Source organism: Acidithiobacillus albertensis (assembly GCF_001931655.1).
In the GTDB taxonomy this organism is placed as follows: Bacteria; Pseudomonadota; Gammaproteobacteria; order Acidithiobacillales; family Acidithiobacillaceae; genus Acidithiobacillus; species Acidithiobacillus thiooxidans.
This window is the reverse complement of sequence record NZ_MOAD01000001.1, coordinates 2,382,408-2,398,844: the sequence shown is the minus strand read 5'-3', so window position 1 is coordinate 2,398,844 and position 16,437 is coordinate 2,382,408. Positions and strand designations below refer to the sequence as shown.

Annotated in this window: 20 protein-coding genes and 2 tRNA genes; 9 read left to right on the top strand and 13 right to left on the bottom strand. The window is 54.5% G+C overall.

Features of this window, described 5'->3' with window-relative positions; translation table 11 throughout:
• Positions 1 to 14: 14 nt before the first annotated feature.
• Both coaD and rsmD read right to left on the bottom strand, forming a co-directional pair.
• Complete coding sequence (gene coaD / locus BLW97_RS12415) at positions 15 to 539, bottom strand: pantetheine-phosphate adenylyltransferase (RefSeq protein WP_024892912.1); 525 nt, start codon at positions 537 to 539, stop codon at positions 15 to 17.
• Positions 540 to 545: 6 nt separating this feature from the next.
• Positions 546 to 1,097, bottom strand: a complete 552-nt coding sequence (gene rsmD, locus BLW97_RS12410; protein ID WP_075323312.1) for a 16S rRNA (guanine(966)-N(2))-methyltransferase RsmD — start codon at positions 1,095 to 1,097, stop codon at positions 546 to 548.
• A 164-nt stretch (positions 1,098 to 1,261) separates the two neighbouring features.
• Here rsmD and ftsY point away from each other — a divergent pair, with 164 nt between their 5' ends.
• The 5 genes from ftsY (at position 1,262) to BLW97_RS12385 (ending at position 5,314) form a co-directional block, all read left to right on the top strand.
• A complete protein-coding gene (gene ftsY / locus BLW97_RS12405; RefSeq protein WP_226831519.1) occupies positions 1,262 to 2,401 on the top strand; it encodes a signal recognition particle-docking protein FtsY in 1,140 nt (379 codons plus the stop codon).
• A complete protein-coding gene (ftsE, locus tag BLW97_RS12400) occupies positions 2,398 to 3,069 on the top strand; it encodes a cell division ATP-binding protein FtsE (RefSeq protein WP_075323310.1) in 672 nt (223 codons plus the stop codon). Before ftsY ends, ftsE begins: the two co-directional genes overlap by 4 nt.
• A complete protein-coding gene (gene ftsX, locus BLW97_RS12395; RefSeq protein WP_075323309.1) occupies positions 3,066 to 3,974 on the top strand; it encodes a permease-like cell division protein FtsX in 909 nt (302 codons plus the stop codon). Before ftsE ends, ftsX begins: the two co-directional genes overlap by 4 nt.
• A 151-nt stretch (positions 3,975 to 4,125) precedes the next feature.
• Positions 4,126 to 4,986, top strand: coding sequence for an RNA polymerase sigma factor RpoH (rpoH, locus tag BLW97_RS12390; RefSeq protein ID WP_075323308.1), 861 nt, complete (start codon positions 4,126 to 4,128; stop codon positions 4,984 to 4,986).
• Positions 4,987 to 4,990: 4 nt separating this feature from the next.
• Positions 4,991 to 5,314 (top strand): hypothetical protein, encoded by a 324-nt coding sequence (locus tag BLW97_RS12385; protein ID WP_075323307.1) that lies wholly within the window; start codon positions 4,991 to 4,993, stop codon positions 5,312 to 5,314.
• Between the two features lie 32 nt (positions 5,315 to 5,346).
• On the opposite strand, the gene hslU is transcribed toward BLW97_RS12385, so the two are convergent.
• The 7 genes from hslU to BLW97_RS12355 form a co-directional block, all read right to left on the bottom strand.
• Positions 5,347 to 6,669, bottom strand: a complete 1,323-nt coding sequence (gene hslU / locus BLW97_RS12380; RefSeq protein WP_024892919.1) for an ATP-dependent protease ATPase subunit HslU — start codon at positions 6,667 to 6,669, stop codon at positions 5,347 to 5,349.
• A 2-nt stretch (positions 6,670 to 6,671) separates the two neighbouring features.
• Positions 6,672 to 7,211, bottom strand: coding sequence for an ATP-dependent protease subunit HslV (gene hslV / locus BLW97_RS12375; protein ID WP_075323306.1), 540 nt, complete (start codon positions 7,209 to 7,211; stop codon positions 6,672 to 6,674).
• Complete coding sequence (locus tag BLW97_RS12370; protein ID WP_010639816.1) at positions 7,208 to 8,152, bottom strand: tyrosine recombinase XerC; 945 nt, start codon at positions 8,150 to 8,152, stop codon at positions 7,208 to 7,210. Before BLW97_RS12370 ends, hslV begins: the two co-directional genes overlap by 4 nt.
• Positions 8,146 to 8,838: a DUF484 family protein gene (locus BLW97_RS12365; RefSeq protein ID WP_242947806.1), complete on the bottom strand. Its 693-nt coding sequence runs from the start codon at positions 8,836 to 8,838 to the stop codon at positions 8,146 to 8,148. The genes BLW97_RS12370 and BLW97_RS12365 overlap by 7 nt, the downstream gene beginning before the upstream one ends.
• A complete protein-coding gene (locus BLW97_RS19655) occupies positions 8,831 to 9,007 on the bottom strand; it encodes a hypothetical protein (RefSeq protein WP_010639806.1) in 177 nt (58 codons plus the stop codon). The genes BLW97_RS12365 and BLW97_RS19655 overlap by 8 nt, the downstream gene beginning before the upstream one ends.
• A 33-nt stretch (positions 9,008 to 9,040) precedes the next feature.
• Positions 9,041 to 9,958, bottom strand: a complete 918-nt coding sequence (dapF, locus tag BLW97_RS12360) for a diaminopimelate epimerase (RefSeq protein WP_413541260.1) — start codon at positions 9,956 to 9,958, stop codon at positions 9,041 to 9,043.
• A 46-nt stretch (positions 9,959 to 10,004) separates the two neighbouring features.
• Positions 10,005 to 10,078 (bottom strand) — tRNA-Gln (locus tag BLW97_RS12355).
• Positions 10,079 to 10,275: 197 nt separating this feature from the next.
• Here BLW97_RS12355 and BLW97_RS12350 point away from each other — a divergent pair.
• A complete protein-coding gene (locus BLW97_RS12350) occupies positions 10,276 to 11,562 on the top strand; it encodes a porin (RefSeq protein ID WP_075323304.1) in 1,287 nt (428 codons plus the stop codon).
• A gap of 154 nt (positions 11,563 to 11,716) precedes the next feature.
• Positions 11,717 to 13,543 (top strand): translational GTPase TypA, encoded by a 1,827-nt coding sequence (typA, locus tag BLW97_RS12345; RefSeq protein WP_075323303.1) that lies wholly within the window; start codon positions 11,717 to 11,719, stop codon positions 13,541 to 13,543.
• Between the two features lie 286 nt (positions 13,544 to 13,829).
• Here typA and BLW97_RS12340 read toward each other — a convergent pair whose 3' ends face one another.
• The 3 genes from BLW97_RS12340 to BLW97_RS12330 form a co-directional block, all read right to left on the bottom strand.
• Positions 13,830 to 14,432 carry a class I SAM-dependent methyltransferase gene (locus BLW97_RS12340; protein WP_075323302.1) on the bottom strand — a complete coding sequence of 201 codons (603 nt, stop codon included), beginning with the start codon at positions 14,430 to 14,432 and terminating at the stop codon, positions 13,830 to 13,832.
• Positions 14,429 to 14,812: a Co2+/Mg2+ efflux protein ApaG gene (apaG, locus tag BLW97_RS12335; RefSeq protein ID WP_024892925.1), complete on the bottom strand. Its 384-nt coding sequence runs from the start codon at positions 14,810 to 14,812 to the stop codon at positions 14,429 to 14,431. The genes BLW97_RS12340 and apaG overlap by 4 nt, the downstream gene beginning before the upstream one ends.
• Before the next feature lie 78 nt (positions 14,813 to 14,890).
• Positions 14,891 to 15,184 carry a YhbY family RNA-binding protein gene (locus tag BLW97_RS12330; protein WP_075323301.1) on the bottom strand — a complete coding sequence of 98 codons (294 nt, stop codon included), beginning with the start codon at positions 15,182 to 15,184 and terminating at the stop codon, positions 14,891 to 14,893.
• Between the two features lie 89 nt (positions 15,185 to 15,273).
• Here BLW97_RS12330 and BLW97_RS12325 point away from each other — a divergent pair, with 89 nt between their 5' ends.
• Both BLW97_RS12325 and BLW97_RS12320 read left to right on the top strand, forming a co-directional pair.
• On the top strand, positions 15,274 to 15,933 hold the full coding sequence (locus BLW97_RS12325; protein WP_024892927.1) for an RlmE family RNA methyltransferase: 660 nt from the start codon (positions 15,274 to 15,276) through the stop codon (positions 15,931 to 15,933).
• A 10-nt stretch (positions 15,934 to 15,943) separates the two neighbouring features.
• Positions 15,944 to 16,020 (top strand) — tRNA-Arg (locus BLW97_RS12320).
• Positions 16,021 to 16,167: 147 nt separating this feature from the next.
• Here BLW97_RS12320 and BLW97_RS20445 read toward each other — a convergent pair.
• Positions 16,168 to 16,398, bottom strand: a complete 231-nt coding sequence (locus BLW97_RS20445; protein WP_075323300.1) for a helix-turn-helix domain-containing protein — start codon at positions 16,396 to 16,398, stop codon at positions 16,168 to 16,170.
• Positions 16,399 to 16,437 lie beyond the last annotated feature (39 nt).

Sequence of the window (16,437 nt, the reverse complement as noted above, 5' to 3'; positions counted from 1 at the left end):
ATCAATAGCATATTCTACTTTTCTGAATGGCCTAGGTCCACTCCGTTAAGAAAATGTCTTTTCAGGGCGCCGGCTACAGCAGGATGGACAAAAGCGCTGACATCTCCGCCCAGGCGACTGATTTCCCGAACCAGGCTGGAGGAAAGAAAAGTATGCTGATCAGAAGTCATCAAAAACAGGGTCTCAATTTGCGCATCCATGCGGCGATTGATGGAGGCCAATTGAAATTCATGCTCAAAATCAGAAATGGCGCGCAACCCGCGCAAAATCAGATGGGTTTTTTCTTCCTGCAAGAGGTGGATCAATAATCCGGAAAAAGCGCGTACCCGGACTCCCGGAATGCCTGTGAGGGTTTCCGTGGCCAGGGCGACTCTTTCAGTTAGAGGAAATATGGGATTTTTGGGAGTTTCCGAGGCGATGGCCACCACGACCTCGTCAAAAAGCTGGGCAGCGCGGCGGACCAAATCTTCATGCCCATGGGTGATTGGATCAAAAGTGCCGGGATATATAATCCGTCTGGGCTGAGATTTTGTGCGCATGTGCTCCTACTGCTTGCTAAACAGGGTGTAAAAAGCATCACCACAATGTCCGTGGCGATAAGGCTGCCAACCTTGAGGAATATCTGCCGCCTGCCATTGTTCCGCAGCCGAGCTTTCCAGGTAAAGCCAGCAGGGTTTTTCCGATGTTGCGCAGGCAGCAAAACAAGACGCCAGACGCTGCGGCCAGCCCTGATCAAAGGGCGGATCAGCAAACACTATATCAAAGGAAGGCGCATTCTGCTGTAGATAGTGCAGAGCATTCTTGCCGGCAAGCTGGCTTTCCGGAATCCCACAAGCCTTGAGATTCTGTAACAACAGGGCGCGATGCCGGGGATTTTTTTCGACAAAAACCACTTCCTTGGCATCTCTTGACCAGGCTTCCAGCCCCAAAGCGCCACTTCCGGCGAAAAGGTCCAGAACCCGCGCGCCTGCAACCACCCCGCCCAACCAGTTAAACAGTCGTTCACGGACTACCCCGGGCGTAGGGCGAACGCCTGAATCTGAGGGGGTCAACAGCCGGCGACCTCGATGCCGTCCAGCAATGATGCTGACGGTCATGGATTTTTACCCCAAATTGCCGGTGACAGATAGTCATCAGCGATGGGCGCATTGTTCGCTGCGCTGCTTCGGTGGATAATGCAACTATTCATAATGTCTGAGGTTCTGCCCGTTCAATGGTTTTTAACTGGTTCAAGCGTAACAAAAGCCCTTCTCAGGAGGAAATGACAGAAGCCGCTGACGCAACTGTCCAGCCTGAGCCTGCTGAGGAAAAACCTGAGACTGTTCTGCCTGCACATGTTGAGGCAGTACCAGAAGCCGCATCTGAAGATGAGACCACCCCGCCACCCGCACAGCTATTGGAAGAGCCGGAAGATCAACCAACGGAGTCTCCCGATATGGCGTTGCCTGCTGCCGAACCTGCCGCTGGTTCCGTGCAAAAAGGGCTTTTTGCACGACTACGAGAAGGTCTGAACCGGAGTCGGGAGCAATTTACCGAAGGCGTCGGCCGACTGGTCCTGGGTAAAAAAGTCATTGATGACGAATTGCTGGAAGATCTGGAAGCGTTATTGTTACAAGCGGATCTGGGTTCTGCAGCGACTCGGGAAATCATGGCCTCGGTGACGGAAAAAGTGCGTCGTAAGGAACTGACAGATCCTGCCATCCTGAAAAAAGCCCTGCGCGATGCGTTGCTCGATATTTTGCGGCCGCGTGCGGAACTCTGGGTGCCGGAAAAGGGACGGACGCAGGTATTGATGATGGTAGGCATCAATGGTGCCGGGAAAACGACGACTACGGGCAAGCTCGCCGCACGCTGGAAAGCCGATGGGTTTTCCATGGTGCTGGCGGCCGGAGACACTTTTCGGGCGGCTGCGGTTGAACAGTTGCAGGGCTGGGGACAACGGGTGCAGGTTCCGGTAGTTGCGCAGGGAACCGGTGCGGATAGTGCCTCGGTAGTTTTTGATGCGTTTGCGGCGGCGCGGGCCCGATCTGCCGATCTGCTCATTGCCGATACTGCAGGACGCCTGCATACCCAAGACCATTTGATGGAAGAACTGAAAAAAGTCAAAAGAGTACTGGCAAAGCAGGATCCCGAAGCGCCCCATCAGGTCTGGTTGGTGCTGGATGCAGGAACCGGACAAAATGCCCTGAATCAGGCCCAGCAGTTTCATGAGGCTATTGGTCTGACGGGTATCTGTATTACCAAACTGGATGGCACCGCCAAGGGCGGGGTGGTGGCGGCTATTGCCAAGGCTTTGCCGATTCCGATTCGTTACATTGGTGTAGGCGAACAGGTGGCTGACTTGCGTCCCTTTGATCCAGAATCTTTTGTTGATGCCCTCTTCGCGGAGCCGAAGTCATGATTGAATTTGTCAATGTCACCAAACATTATCCCGGCCGCCATCATGTGCTGCGTGAACTGAATCTTAAATTGCCGACCGGGCAGATGGCTTTATTGACTGGGCCTTCGGGGGCAGGCAAAAGCACGCTTCTGAAATTGTTGCTGCGTCTGGAGGACGTCAGTCATGGCACGCTGATGGTCAATGGCGTGGATGTTTCGACCCTGAGAAAACGCCATATCCCCGCCTATCGTCGGCGCATTGGGGTGGTTTTTCAGGATCACAAATTATTGATGGATCGTGACGTGTTCAATAATGTCGCCCTGACTTTGCAGGTCAGTGGGGTATCTGGAAAGCAGATTCAGAGCCGGGTAAGGGCAGCGCTGGAAAAAGTCGGATTGGGTAACCGGATTCATAATTTGCCGGCCACTCTGTCGGGCGGCGAACAGCAGCGGGTGGGGATTGCCCGGGCCATTGTGCATACCCCGGAAATTTTGCTCGCCGATGAGCCGACCGGTAATCTCGATGGTTCGTTGAGCACGGAAATTCTGGATCTGTTCCGGGACTTTCATCAGCACGGTACCACGGTTCTGGTGGCTACCCATGACCAGTCCCAGGTAGAACGTTTGAGGCTCCCCGTCTTTCATCTGGAGCAAGGGATGCTACAAAATTCCAAGGAGAAATCCGCGTGAGTGCCTTACATATTCGTCGGGAAGCCGCCCAAAATGCCTTGAACACCCTGCTGAAGCAGCCGTTAGCAACGCTAATGACCATTTTTGCCCTGGCTATTGTGCTGGCGCTACCTGTGGGCCTTTTTGCGGCGCTCAATAATCTCCAGCAATTGTTGGGGCAATGGCGAAATCAAGCCCAGATTTCACTTTTTCTCCATCAGGATGCTACAGAGCAAGACATACAGCAGCTGCAGAAGCAGTTACAGGGCAGCACCGGAGTCGTCAATGTGCGCTATGTCGGTAAGGAAGCCGCATTGAAAACGTTTGAAAAAAACGCCGGAATGACGGCTGCCATCAAAATTCTCGGAGAAAACCCACTCCCGGCTTCGTTTATTGTTGAACTGAATCCATTATCTGAAAGTCCGGCGGCCTTGCAGGCGCAAGTTCAGGAGTGGGCGCGTCAACCCGGAGTTGCCAGTGCCCAATCCGATTTGCATTGGGTGGCGCGTCTGCAGGCCATTCTGGCCCTGGGTAAAAGGGCTGTCTGGATTTTGGCCATTATGTTGGCCGTGGGCGCAATTCTGGTTATGGGTAATACCATTCGCCTGCATATTGCCCAGCGCCGCGATGAAATTGATATTGCCAGTCTGGTGGGGGCAACGCGGGCCTTCATCCGCCGGCCATTTTTGTATCAGGGACTGATTCAGGGGGCCATTGCCGGAATACTGGCCTGGATTATTATTGCGATTACCATCGCGATTTTGCAGGAACCGGTTGATCGTCTGGCGACTTTGTATGGTACCCGGTTTCAGCTTTTAGGCCTGACAGGTCTGGAAGGACTGATCCTGATTATTATCAGCGCTATTCTTGGTTGGCTGGGTTCACGCCTTGCAGTGGGTCAACACCTCGACCATACTTTTTCATAATGGATGAGCTGCCCTTGAAAATATTGTTCGGGATCCCCATCTAATTCACATGTTGTATATGTATTGAGAGGCTCGGCCCAGTTTTTGGAATAAAGGAACCAGCTGCAGATCTTGAGAGTCCAAGGTATGTTGATTGTTGCGAGGACTAACTATGAATGAACTTGCTATAGCCAGTAGGGATTTGGTCAGCGCCGACGGGCTGACGGCTTACCTGCGTTTTGTCAATGCCCAGCCCATGCTGGAGCCTGAAGAAGAGCGGGATCTGGCCCTGCGTCTGCGCGATCATGAAGATGTCGAAGCGGCCAAATCCCTGGTGCTCAGTCATTTGCGCTTTGTGGTGCGGATTGCCCGTGGTTATCGGGGCTACGGCCTGCAGGAAGCCGACCTGATTCAGGAAGGGAATATCGGCCTGATGAAAGCCGTCAAGCGCTATGATCCTGATCATGGCGTACGCCTGGTCTCTTTTGCTGTACATTGGGTCAAAGCGGAAATTCATGAATTCATTTTGCGCAACTGGCGTATTGTCAAAGTGGCTACCACCAAGGCCCAGCGCAAGCTGTTCTTTAATCTGCGTTCCAGCCGAACCCACACGGGCTGGTTGAGTGGTGAGGAAAGTGCGGCCATTGCTGAAGATCTTGGCGTTACCCGGGAGCAGGTGCTGGAAATGGAAGGCCGGATGACTGGGCATGACTATTCCCTGAATATGGAGCCCGATGAGGAAAGTGGTCATTCGCGGGTCATGGAACTGGCTGATCCTGCGGAGTCCACTGTTGAGCAGCTCCTGGATAGGGATTGGGACGAGCACCAGCATACCGTATTGCAGAGTGCCTTGTCGGCCCTGCCTCAGCGTGATCGCTACATCATTGAAAACCGTTGGCTCAGCGAAGATCCCAAGACCTTACAAGTGCTGGGTGATGAGCTGGGAGTTTCTGCAGAGCGTATCCGCCAGCTGGAAAAAAGCAGCATGGGCAAGCTGCGGCAGAAAATGCTGGCACTCAGTCCGGCGGCCTGAAACGATGCTGTTGTTTCATATTGATGATGCAGGACGCTGGCCGAATTTGTTGGCCAATGTGCGCAACGCAGCGGCGGCGGATCCCGATCAGGCGCTGCGCGTCATTGCCAATGGTCAGTCCCCGGTATCATTGTGGGCGCATGGTCACTGGCGGCGGGAAATCGAAGAGCGGATCAGCGCCGGTTTATGTGTGGATTTTTGTGAAAACAGTCTGCGCAACATGGGCCTCGACCCAGCCGCCCGGCCTGCTGGCAGTTACCTGGTTCCGGCGGGCGTCATTGCCATTGCCCAAGCCCAGGCGGCTGGAGCGTTTTATCTCAAGCCCTGAGTTCCGTTCCGGTAACACACTCTGAACCCGGTCTATAAAATATAGCGGGACAGGTCTTCGTCCTGGGCCAGATCCTGCAAGCGCCCATCCACATATTCTGCATTGACTTCGACGCTGGGCTGACTCAGGTCTGGCGCTGAAAAAGCCACTTCTTCCAGTAGGCGTTCCATGATGGTATGCAGGCGACGGGCGCCAATGTTCTCGACCCGTTCGTTGACCTGTTGCGCGATTTCGGCTATGCGTCGTACGCCATCATCAGTAAATTGCAGGGTGACCCCATCACTGGCGAGCAGGGCGCTGTACTGGCGCACCAGCGCGTTTTCCGGCTCCTGCAGAATACGGACCAGGTCTGCCGCACTCAGGGCATCCAGCTCTACGCGAATAGGGAGTCGTCCCTGCAGTTCCGGGATCAGGTCCGAAGGTTTGCTGAGATGAAATGCCCCGGAGGCAATGAACAGGATATGATCGGTTTTCACCACGCCATAACGGGTGCTGACGTTGGACCCTTCCACTAGCGGCAACAAATCCCGCTGCACCCCTTCCCGGGAAATGTCGGTCCCCTGCTGACTACCGGAGCGGACTGCCACCTTGTCAATTTCATCGATGAAAACAATGCCGCCCGACTGCACCCTTTCCAGGGCCAGGGCCCGTACTTCTTCTTCATTGACCAGCTTGGCAGCTTCGTCATCCGTGAGCAGACGCCGGGCTTCCGCCACCGGCACCTTGCGGGTGCTGGTTTTACCCTGAGACATATTGGAGAACATATCCCGCAGCTGGTTGGTCATTTCTTCCATACCCGCTGGCGCCATGATTTCCACCCCCGCTTTGGGAGCAGCAACCTCAATTTCGATTTCCTGCTGATCCAGTTTGCCTTCGCGGAGCATCTTGCGGAATTTTTGGCGGGTCCCTTCATCGCTGCGTGGCACCGTGCTGTCCCGGGGGCCAGGAATCAACGCATCGAGAATGCGTTCTTCGGCCATTTCTTCAGCGCGCTGGCGCATGGCCGTTTGGCGTTCACTACGAATCATGTCTACGGCCGTTTCGGTCAAGTCCCGGATAATGGATTCCACATCCTTGCCGACGTAACCCACTTCTGTGAATTTGGTGGCTTCGACCTTGATGAAAGGGGCGTTGGCCAATTGCGCCAGACGGCGGGCAATTTCGGTTTTGCCGACGCCGGTAGGCCCAATCATCAGGATGTTTTTGGGGGTGATTTCCTGATGCAGGGGGGCAGGCACCTGGCCGCGCCGCCAGCGGTTGCGCAGGGCAATTGCCACTGCACGCTTTGCGTCAGACTGGCCGATGATGTACTTGTCCAGTTCCTGGACGATTTCACGGGGGGTCATTTCAGACATGCTCATAGTTCTTCAATCGTATGGTTGTGGTTGGTATAAATGCAGATGTCCCCGGCGATGCCCAGCGCCCGTTCGGCGACCTCACGTGCTGGCAACTCGGTATTTTCAAGCAGGGCACGGGCTGCAGAAAGGGCATAGGGACCGCCGGAGCCAATGGCAATAATGCCGAATTCCGGTTCCAGCACATCGCCCTGGCCGGTAATAATCAGACTTTGCTTATCATCCGCAACGGCCAGCATTGCTTCCAGTCGTCGCAATACCCGGTCGGTGCGCCACTCTTTGGCGAGTTCAACAGCCGCCTTGGCCAGTTGTCCGGGATGGGCTTTCAGTTTGGCCTCGAAGCGTTCGAGCAGGGTAAAAGCATCGGCGGTAGCACCCGCGAAGCCAGTCAACACCCCCGGTTCAATACGCCTTACCTTGCGGGCATTGCCTTTCATGACGGTATTGCCAAAAGTTACCTGACCATCTCCGGCCATCACCACATTGCTGCCGCGTCGCACGCAAAGTATGGTGGTGCCGTGCATGGGTAATGCATCTGTCATAACTTATCCTCGGTTTCCGGGCGTTTTGTGTGTCTGGCGCGCGGGTGCGCCGCATCATATACATGCGCCAACTGCTGATAGTCCATATGGGTATAAATAGCCGTGGTTGCAATACCTGCGTGTCCCAAATACTCCTGCACGGCGCGCAAATCTCCGGCGGACTGGAGAAAATGGCTGGCTGCACTATGGCGCAGGGTGTGGGGATGAATATGCTGCCCCAGGCGTTTTTCTCCCATTTCCTTCACGCGGATCTGAATGCTGCGAACACTGAGGCGATGACCAGCGGCATTGAGCAGTAAAGCATTTTCTTCAAGCAGATGCTTGTCCACAAGCAGAGCATGGCGTAGGGGTAAATACAGATCGAGCATTCGCCAGACGCTTTTCCCGGCCGGAACAATGCGCTCCTTGCTGCCTTTACCCATGACCCGCACGGTCCCGCCATGACGATCCAGATCCTGCAGGTTCAATCCCGCCAGTTCACTGACGCGCAGGGCGCTGGAATAGAGCAGTTCCAGGATCAGTTGATCGCGGCTCTGCGCAAAATTGGGGGCTGTAGAGGGCTTTTCGACAGGGTCCATCAACTGTTTGGCCTGATCGACGGTCAACCAGTCCGGCAGGCGTTGTTCGGATTTAGGCATCATGATGCCCTGCACCGGATTCGACAAATCCGGTGATGCCTGTTGCAAATGCCGATACAGGGCACGCAGGGCGGCGAAGCGTCTGCGCAGGCTGCGCACGGCCACTCCGCGACTGCGTTCCGCCATCAGATAAGCGCGCAAATCGCCGGGCTGAATATGGGCAATGTCCTGATGTCCACGGCTTTGCATAAAGTGCAACCAGCCTTGTAAGTCGCGATGATAAGCCGCGACGGTGGCAGGGCTGCTGCGCCCGCTGCGGGCAAGCGTCTCTGTGAAGTCGGTGACTGCTTCCTGCATCAACATGGGGTCAGGCAGCGATCCAGAGCGGCCGTCACCAGACGGGCAATTTGATTGAGCAAATCCGCACCCGCATCCTTGGCATAACGCTCGGGATGTTGACTGCCCAGCACAATGCCCGCCTGAATATGCTGGCCGACCAATGGAATCAGCGCAAAAGATTCCAGAGCTGCGCCCTCGGCTGCAAACAAAGTGCTTCGCAGGCTTGGATTGATAGAAAGACCAGTGGCCGCTTGGGTGGGCGGCGAGCCGTCCAGTATCTCCAGAAAATCCGCTTCTTCAAGCACCGTAAACTGGGGTAGACCCGACACCGGCGTGCGGGCTATTAGGGCCAGCGCCTCCACCTGAAAACCTTCGTGCAGCCGGGTCAGCACGGTATTCAAGGTTGCCGGACAGTCCGGCGTGTTCAGCAATTCGGTAGCCAGATCAGAAAGGTGCAGGCCCAGCGCCGCATTTTGTTGGGCGGCACCCAGCAGGGCGGCAATGCGTTGCTGCAGACGGCTATTTTCGTCGCGTAAAACCTGTGCCTGTCTTTCCAGCAGGGAGGAGGCGGACCCGCGACCGACATGGGGAAGGGTCAGGGACAGTAACAAATCTTCCTGATCCCATAAATATTGCGGATGTTCGAGCAGGTACTGGCGGACTTGTTCTGCCTGAGCATCGTGTTCGGGGGCTGTTGCCAAATTAATCATCCTCCCAGTGGGTATCGCTGTAGCGTTCGGGGGCACTGTGTACTTCCAGCGCCGCGATCAGATGGGCGAGGGTTTCGCCTTCCTGATCTGTCAGTTTGTGCAGAAAAGCCAGATCCCGGGCGTCGCAGTTCAGGCTGTCAGCTATGGCTTGTACCGTGGTGTTCTGCATGAGGATGTCCCCCCTTGTCTGTCAAACAATGCGTTATAAGAGCCAGGTTCCGTCAAAAACCACCTGCGCTGGTCCTGTCATCATAACGGCTTGTCCTGGTCCTGCCCATTGAATGTGCAGGCGACCCCCCGGAAGATCTACCGCAACGGCCGGGTCCAGCGCTCCCCAGCGGATTCCAGCCACCACCGCCGCACAGGCATTACTGCCGCAGGCCAGGGTTTCTCCTGCACCACGTTCCCAGACCCGCAGAAGAATATGGGAGCGGTCACAGATTTCCATGAATCCGACATTGCAGCGCTGCGGAAAATCCGGGTGCTTTTCGATTTGCGGCCCGAGCTGGGTGACGGGTGCAGTGGCCACATCCGGCACGCGCAGCACGGCGTGCGGATTACCCATGCTGAGTGCGGCCAGGCGCAGTGTGTCATGATGGACTTCCAGCAGGTATTCGGGGCCTTCTTCCAGGGTTTTAAAAGGAATGGCCTCCGGAGCAAAACGCGGAGCCCCCATATTGACGCTGACCTCGCCGTTTTCGAGAATGCGCAGTTGCATTTGTCCGGATTGGGTTTCTACCTGAATGACTTCCTTGTCACTGAGCCCGGCGCGGCGGACAAAAACCGCAAAGCAACGCGCACCATTACCACACTGGGCAACTTCACCGCCGTCCGCATTGAAAATGCGATAACGAAAATCACAGTCTGGGGACTGGGGGTTTTCTACCAGCAGGATTTGATCGCAGCCGATACCAAAATGGCGGTCAGCCATGGCGCGGATTTTTTCCGGCGTCAGATGGACCCGCTGGCGGATACCATCGAACACGACAAAATCATTGCCGAGGCCATGCATTTTCGTGAAATTCAGTACGCTACGGGCAGTTTGATCAGTTTTAGCTATCATGGACAAGAGTTTAGCACGGACTAAAGCGGAAGGCTCGAAAAGGGCCAGTGTCATCATGGCAACAAAAAAGCGCCAAGGAAAACCCCGGGCGCTGCTATGTTCTTGGCTGGGGAACGTGGATTCGAACCACGGTTAGCGGAGTCAGAGTCCGCTGTCCTGCCGCTAGACGATTCCCCAAGAGTGGCGGCGATGATAGCTTTAGGCCAGCTTCCCTGTCAAACCGGATTGCCGGATCAGGTGAAAATAACCCTGGCTTTGTATTTATTTTGCCGACGTTGTAAAAAAGGTGTTGTCAAAATGTTGCATAGTGTCCACACCGGTGCTATAACTTGCACCGTAGTATCCAAACAATGCTCTCGAGGAGGAGCTTTATCATGAAGAAGAATCTTATCGCTTTGGCCGTTGCGGCCGCAGTTTTGGTTCCTGGAGTGGCTTTTGCTGCAGATAGTGACACTTCCAGCAAGGTATTTCTGCCTGAGAACTCCCAGGATACCGGTCCTATCCTCTATGGATTTGCCCAGATTACCGGTAGTCAGCAGTTTGGCAGTTCAGGAAATGAAGGTCTGATCTTCGGTGCTCATCGTATCCGCTTGGGTGTTAAGGGTACAGCCGTTCCTGGAGTGACCTACAATTTCCAATATAAGTGGGACGGCGCTTGGATGAGTGGTGGATCCCTTCAGGGCGCAAGTAAATTTTTCCCTGGAGTTGAGGGTGAATCCGGCGTTCAGGATGCGGAAATAAATTTCGCCTTCATTCCTGAAGTGCAATTAAAAGTTGGTAAATTCCGCGTGCCTGTCGGCATGGAGCGGACTCAGTTCGGTGGGGATGACTTGTGGTTTATCCAGCGCTCTATGAATCAGTCCATAGGTGCAGACCGTAGTGCGGGTGTTATGTTCCATAGTCCTAACGTAATGGGTACCGGAATCTACTACAGTGCGGGTATATTTGATAACCATTCTCTGGATGGGAACAATGCGTTTACGCTCTTTGGTAATAATCCACTGGGTTCTGAGTACGCAAATGTAGGTGTGCCTTTCGGTGGTCCCAGCGTTTTGGGTGGTTCCTATGCCCAGACACGAGTTGGCGGAGTTCTGACGAATGGTACTGGCAAATATCTTTTTGCGGGAATGGTTGGCTACAAGCTAAATCCTCTTCTCAATGTTGAATTATCTGGTGCCCGTGCAGACACTTTAGATTCAGCCCCGGGTTATGCAAAGCAAATTGATTCTTGGAATGTGGGTGCTCGTGGCGGCATGATGGGACTTAAGTATATGGCCGAATATAGCCATGTAACTAGTTATCAGGGCATCGCCGGTCTTGGTGCTCAGGATTGGTATGTAGCTTTAGCTGCTAACCTTCATCAGATGACCTTGACGCCGGATTGGTTGGATATTGAGCCAGCTTTCCGCTTCGAGCGTTTTAACTGGACTGGTGACAACAATCTTGGAAGTCTTAACAATTACACAATTGGGGTAAACTACTCCTTCAATCCTAACAATCCTTACGCGGCCCGCATTCAGGCTAACTATGTGATTCCGCAGGGTGGTTCAATGTATCGTCAGGCGTACTTGGGACATGATGGTGCTTTTGGATCAGGCTCGGTTCCTGTCAATGGATATATCTACAACACCATGGTGTTGCAGTTCCAGGCTGGTTTCTAAGTCAAAGCAATTCCCGGGCGGCTTCGGTCGCCCTCTTGCCGCCCCTTTGGGGGCGGTTTTTATTTGCTTTTTGAGCAAGATACCGTTATAAGAAAACCCGCTGCGGGGAGGCTTGATCCCGCGTTTTTTCTTATGACCGTTTTGGGGAATATCAGTGGCTCGTCAAATTCGTAATATCGCTATCATCGCCCACGTTGACCATGGCAAAACTACGCTGGTGGATCAGTTGCTCCGTCAGTCCGGTACTTTTGCCGCTCACCAGCAGCTGGAAGAGCGGGTGATGGACAGCAACGATCTTGAAAAAGAGCGCGGCATTACCATTATGGCGAAAAACACGGCGGTTCAATGGGGCGATACCCATATCAACATTGTTGACACTCCCGGACATGCCGACTTCGGTGCTGAAGTAGAGAGGGTGTTGGGTATGGTGGATGGTGTACTGCTGCTGGTGGATGCCGTCGAGGGCCCTATGCCGCAGACCCGCTTTGTGACCCGCAAGGCGCTGGAACTGGGTCTGAAACCCATTGTCGTCATCAACAAGGTAGACCGCCCCGGTGCTCGCGTCGACCATGTCATCAGCGCCACTTTTGATCTTTTCGACAAACTCGGTGCTACCGAAGAACAACTGGATTTCCCGGTTATTTACGCCTCTGGTCTGCAGGGCTATGCGGGTGAAGATCCTGAGGTGCGCTCGGGTGACATGAAACCCCTATTCGAGATGATTCTGACCCATGTGCATGCCCCGGAAGGTGATCCGGAAGGCCCTTTGCAAATGCAGATTGCCGATCTGGATTACTCCAGTTATGTGGGTCGTATTGCCATTGGCCGGATCCGCCGTGGTTCCATGAAACCCGGCCAGGATATTGTCCTGATTCATGGTGTGGATCAGACCCAGACCAAGGCGCGGATTTTACAGTTGCTGGGTTTTGATGGCCTCAAGCGGGTGCCCTGGGAAACGGCTACGGTGGGCGATATTGTGGCGGTGACCGGTATTGAAGAGCCTTCCATTGGTGCGACCATTGCCGCGCCGGAAGCGCCCGAAGCCCTGCCCTGGAAACCGATTGATGAACCGACCCTGAACATGACCTTTCAGGTGAATACCAGCCCCTTTGCCGGTCGCGAAGGCAAGTTTGTGACCAGCCGCCAGTTGCGCGATCGCTTGTACAAGGAGTTGCTCATTAACGTGGCGTTGCGGGTGGAAGATACGGATAATGCCGATGTGTTCATGGTCTCCGGACGCGGCGAGCTGCATCTCACCATCCTCATTGAAAACATGCGCCGGGAAGGCTATGAACTGGCCGTATCCCGTCCCCGGGTGATTCAGCGTCAGGTGGATGGTGTCTGGGAAGAGCCTTATGAAGCCTTGACCGTAGACGTGGAAGAAACCCATCAGGGCACCATCATGGAGCGTTTGGGCATCCGGCGCGGTGAATTGCAGGACATGATGCCCGATGGTCGTGGCCGGGTGCGTCTGGAATACAAAATTCCCGCACGCGGTCTGATCGGCTTTCATACCGAGTTTCTGACGGCCACTTCCGGTACAGGGGTGATCAGCCATATTTTCGACGGATACGGTCCGGTCAAGGGCAGCATTCCGGCGCGTAATAATGGTGTGTTGATTTCTGCAGAAGAAGGCGAAGCAGTGGGTTTTGCCCTCTTCAATCTGCAGGATCGGGGGCGGATGTTTGTCAGCCCCGGCGATAAGGTTTATGAAGGCATGGTGATTGGTATTCATAGCCGCGACAACGATCTGGTAGTCAACCCCCTCAAGGAAAAGAAACTGACCAACATGCGGGCTTCAGGTTCTGATGAAAACATCATGTTGACGCCACCCATCAAGATGACGCTGGAAGCTGCGGTAGAGTTTCTGGCCGACGATGAACTGGTGGAAGCAACACCCCAGTCCATCCGGATTCGCAAGCGCTATCTCACAGAAAACGAGCGTAAAAAAGCGTCACGTGGCGGTGCCGGAAACGGTTAAGCCCTAAAAACGGCAGTTGCCGTGGATGCTTTTTGCTCCGTTGTTCCTTACCTATTGTCCTAAGGCTCATCCTGCTGTCAGGAGAGAACTCGCCCTGCGGGCTCAGACAGCTTTCCTGACGAGCGCTGGATTTCGCCAAGAACAACAACGGCTCGAAACAAAAGTCGCTGCAAAGCACCCACGGCAACTGTCGTTTTTAAGTTAAGAGGACCTTGCCCCCTTAACACGCTGTGTTCGGTGGCTGACTGCAGGCCCTGAAGCTGCAACGCTTACCGGGCTTGATATTTTATGCGGTCTTTTCCAGCGTGATGAGGCGGAACCAGCCGCCCATGGCACCCGGTTCGTTACGCATACACTGCAATTCCGGGCGCTCTGCCAGAATTTCCTCAAAGGTCAGATCGGTATGGGTGGCCACGGCACCCGCTACCCGACCCAACGCACGTCTTATCCATGCTTTTTGGCCGGGGCGTAAAAATTTGTCGAGTAGCAAAATCCGGCCCCCGGGTTTGAGAACCCGGCTGGCTTCTGCCAACGCTTTGCCGGCATTGGGGACCACCGCCAGAATCAGATGCATCACCACAAAATCGAAGGTCGCATTGGCAAAGGGCAGTACTTCGGCGTCGGCCTGAACCAATGGGATGGTGCTTGGCAGATTTTGCGCGCGGCGCAGCATGGCGTGGGTCAGGTCAATGCCAATGGCGGTACAGTGATTTGGCAAAAAGGGAATGTCCAGCCCGGTGCCAATGCCATCAATTAAAATCTGACAGGACGCATTCTGGGGGATTTGGCGGAGGCTGCGCTGACGTAAAGGTTCGGAAAAGCCGCGTACTGCCTGATCGTAAATGGGCGCCCAGATGCCGTAGGCGCGTTGCAGGCTGCTGCGGCTCAATGAAATACCGTAGCGACGGCCAGACGAAATGCAGGAATGGGGCTTTCGAAGGTTTCCCCATCTGCAGTAATCCATTCGTAACTGCCGTGCATGCTGCCTACAGCCGTAGAGAGAACTGAGCCGCTGGAATAGCGAAAGCGTTGTCCAGGCTGCAGAGTGGGCTGTTCGCCGACTACGCCGGGACCTTTGACTTCCTGGATATGGCCTTCGGCGTCGGTAATAATCCAGTGACGGTTGAGCAGCTGTGCGGTTTGCGGGCCGTGGTTTTCAATGGTGATCTGGTAGGCAAAAGCATAATGCGCCTGCTCGGGACTGGATTGTTCGGGAATATATCGGGTTTCTACGGTGATCCGAATGTCTGTGGGGGCGTTTTCTGCCATGATCTTTACTCCGGGCGTTGAGCCGCTAGGATAATCAAGAACCAGTCTAACGAGCGGGAAGCCACCTGCCAAGCCGCTTCAGCGTCGTTTGTTGGGCGTTTTTGCAGCAGGCCGGAGCCGATACAGGATGACAATGCGGCCAATACGGCCAATGATTTCGGCGTGACTGGCGCTGACCAACCGGGTAATCAGGGCATCGCGCAGCGCACGTTCCACTTGGGGCAAGCGGACTTTGATGAGTTCGTGAGCATCCAGAGCGATTTCCAGTTCGGCGAGCAGGGCATCAGTGACGCCCTGAGCACCAATCATCACAACCGGTTTGAGGGTATGGGCCTGACCGCGCAGGTTTTGTCTTTGTTTGGCGTCCAGCATGGTATCCTCGTCAGACAGATGATTCGATAAATGGTGGACGGGAGTGTACGTTTGCGCGATGCGGTGGTCAAAGGTCGGAGGTTGGTGCAGTGGCTAGAAGTAAATCCAGTGAAAAATGGCTGAAAGAACATTTTCGGGATGTGTTCGTGCAGCGTGCCATGAAAGAAGGATATCGTTCCCGAGCAGCCTATAAATTACTGGAAATTCAGGAGAAGGATCGGCTGATTCGCCCCGGTATGCGCGTCCTTGACGTAGGTGCCGCGCCGGGCGGCTGGACCCAGGTGGCCGCCCCGCTCATCGGCCGTAACGGACGGCTGGTGGCTGTGGACCGCCTGGCTATGGATCCGGTCGCCGATGCCACGGTAATTTGTGGTGACGTTTACGAAGATGCGGTGATGGCCGCCTGTCGGGAGGCCCTGCCGGAAGGTGCCGATCTGATCATGAGTGATATGGCTCCCAATATGTCCGGGATTGCCAGTGTCGATCAGGCGCGCGCCATAGACCTGGCGGAGCTGGCGCTGGATATGGCCCAACGCTGGCTGCATCCGGGCGGGTCACTGTTGATCAAGGTGTTTATGGGGGCGGGTGCTGAAGAGCTGCGTCGTGCCCTGCGCAAGGATTTCAAAAAAATTGTGGTACGTAAACCGGAAGCTTCCCGCGCCCGTTCTACCGAACAGTACTGGCTGGCGCTGGACTTTCAGGGAGTTGCACAGGAAAGGTTGGACAACGCGCCAGCGAGTTCCCTATAATCTGCAGCACGCGCAGTTAGCTCAGCTGGATAGAGTGTCGGCCTCCGAAGCCGAAGGTCACTGGTTCGAATCCAGTACTGCGCACCAAAAAAATCATTATGTTAGTAATTCTTCTTGCCCAGAAACATCGTCTCGTGACCACTCCGTGACCATTTCGTGACCGAATCGTGACCAATCACTGAAGCACATCAACTTTTAAGTACAGCTAATTGAGTATTAGCTTCCGTGACCATTTTATACGTTCACCTCAGCTGTTTTTGACGCACTATGAACATGTTCATATATCTCGCCTACGTTACATTCTAAGAATTCACATAGCATGTCGATGGTTTCGAGATCTACGCGATTCGCTGTTTCGTGATACAAACGAGAAAGTGTCCCTCTGTTTATTCCTGTTGCAGCGCATACATCAGATATCTTTAAACGCTTTTCACCCATGATGCGTGATAAGTGACATTTTAGCATTAGCCTTCTCCGTATAAAGTGATCTCCTCCAGAGCAAAA

Coding starts and splice junctions, on each gene's coding strand:
- coaD (WP_024892912.1), bottom strand. CDS start 539: ATGCGCACAAAATCTCAGCCCAGACGGATTATATATCCCGGCACTTTT.
- rsmD (WP_075323312.1), bottom strand. CDS start 1,097: ATGACCGTCAGCATCATTGCTGGACGGCATCGAGGTCGCCGGCTGTTG.
- ftsY (WP_226831519.1), top strand. CDS start 1,262: ATGACAGAAGCCGCTGACGCAACTGTCCAGCCTGAGCCTGCTGAGGAA.
- ftsE (WP_075323310.1), top strand. CDS start 2,398: ATGATTGAATTTGTCAATGTCACCAAACATTATCCCGGCCGCCATCAT.
- rpoH (WP_075323308.1), top strand. CDS start 4,126: ATGAATGAACTTGCTATAGCCAGTAGGGATTTGGTCAGCGCCGACGGG.
- BLW97_RS12385 (WP_075323307.1), top strand. CDS start 4,991: ATGCTGTTGTTTCATATTGATGATGCAGGACGCTGGCCGAATTTGTTG.
- hslU (WP_024892919.1), bottom strand. CDS start 6,669: ATGTCTGAAATGACCCCCCGTGAAATCGTCCAGGAACTGGACAAGTAC.
- hslV (WP_075323306.1), bottom strand. CDS start 7,211: ATGACAGATGCATTACCCATGCACGGCACCACCATACTTTGCGTGCGA.
- BLW97_RS12370 (WP_010639816.1), bottom strand. CDS start 8,152: ATGTTGATGCAGGAAGCAGTCACCGACTTCACAGAGACGCTTGCCCGC.
- BLW97_RS12365 (WP_242947806.1), bottom strand. CDS start 8,838: ATGATTAATTTGGCAACAGCCCCCGAACACGATGCTCAGGCAGAACAA.
- BLW97_RS19655 (WP_010639806.1), bottom strand. CDS start 9,007: ATGCAGAACACCACGGTACAAGCCATAGCTGACAGCCTGAACTGCGAC.
- dapF (WP_413541260.1), bottom strand. CDS start 9,958: ATGATGACACTGGCCCTTTTCGAGCCTTCCGCTTTAGTCCGTGCTAAA.
- BLW97_RS12350 (WP_075323304.1), top strand. CDS start 10,276: ATGAAGAAGAATCTTATCGCTTTGGCCGTTGCGGCCGCAGTTTTGGTT.
- apaG (WP_024892925.1), bottom strand. CDS start 14,812: ATGGCAGAAAACGCCCCCACAGACATTCGGATCACCGTAGAAACCCGA.
- BLW97_RS12330 (WP_075323301.1), bottom strand. CDS start 15,184: ATGCTGGACGCCAAACAAAGACAAAACCTGCGCGGTCAGGCCCATACC.
- BLW97_RS20445 (WP_075323300.1), bottom strand. CDS start 16,398: ATGCTAAAATGTCACTTATCACGCATCATGGGTGAAAAGCGTTTAAAG.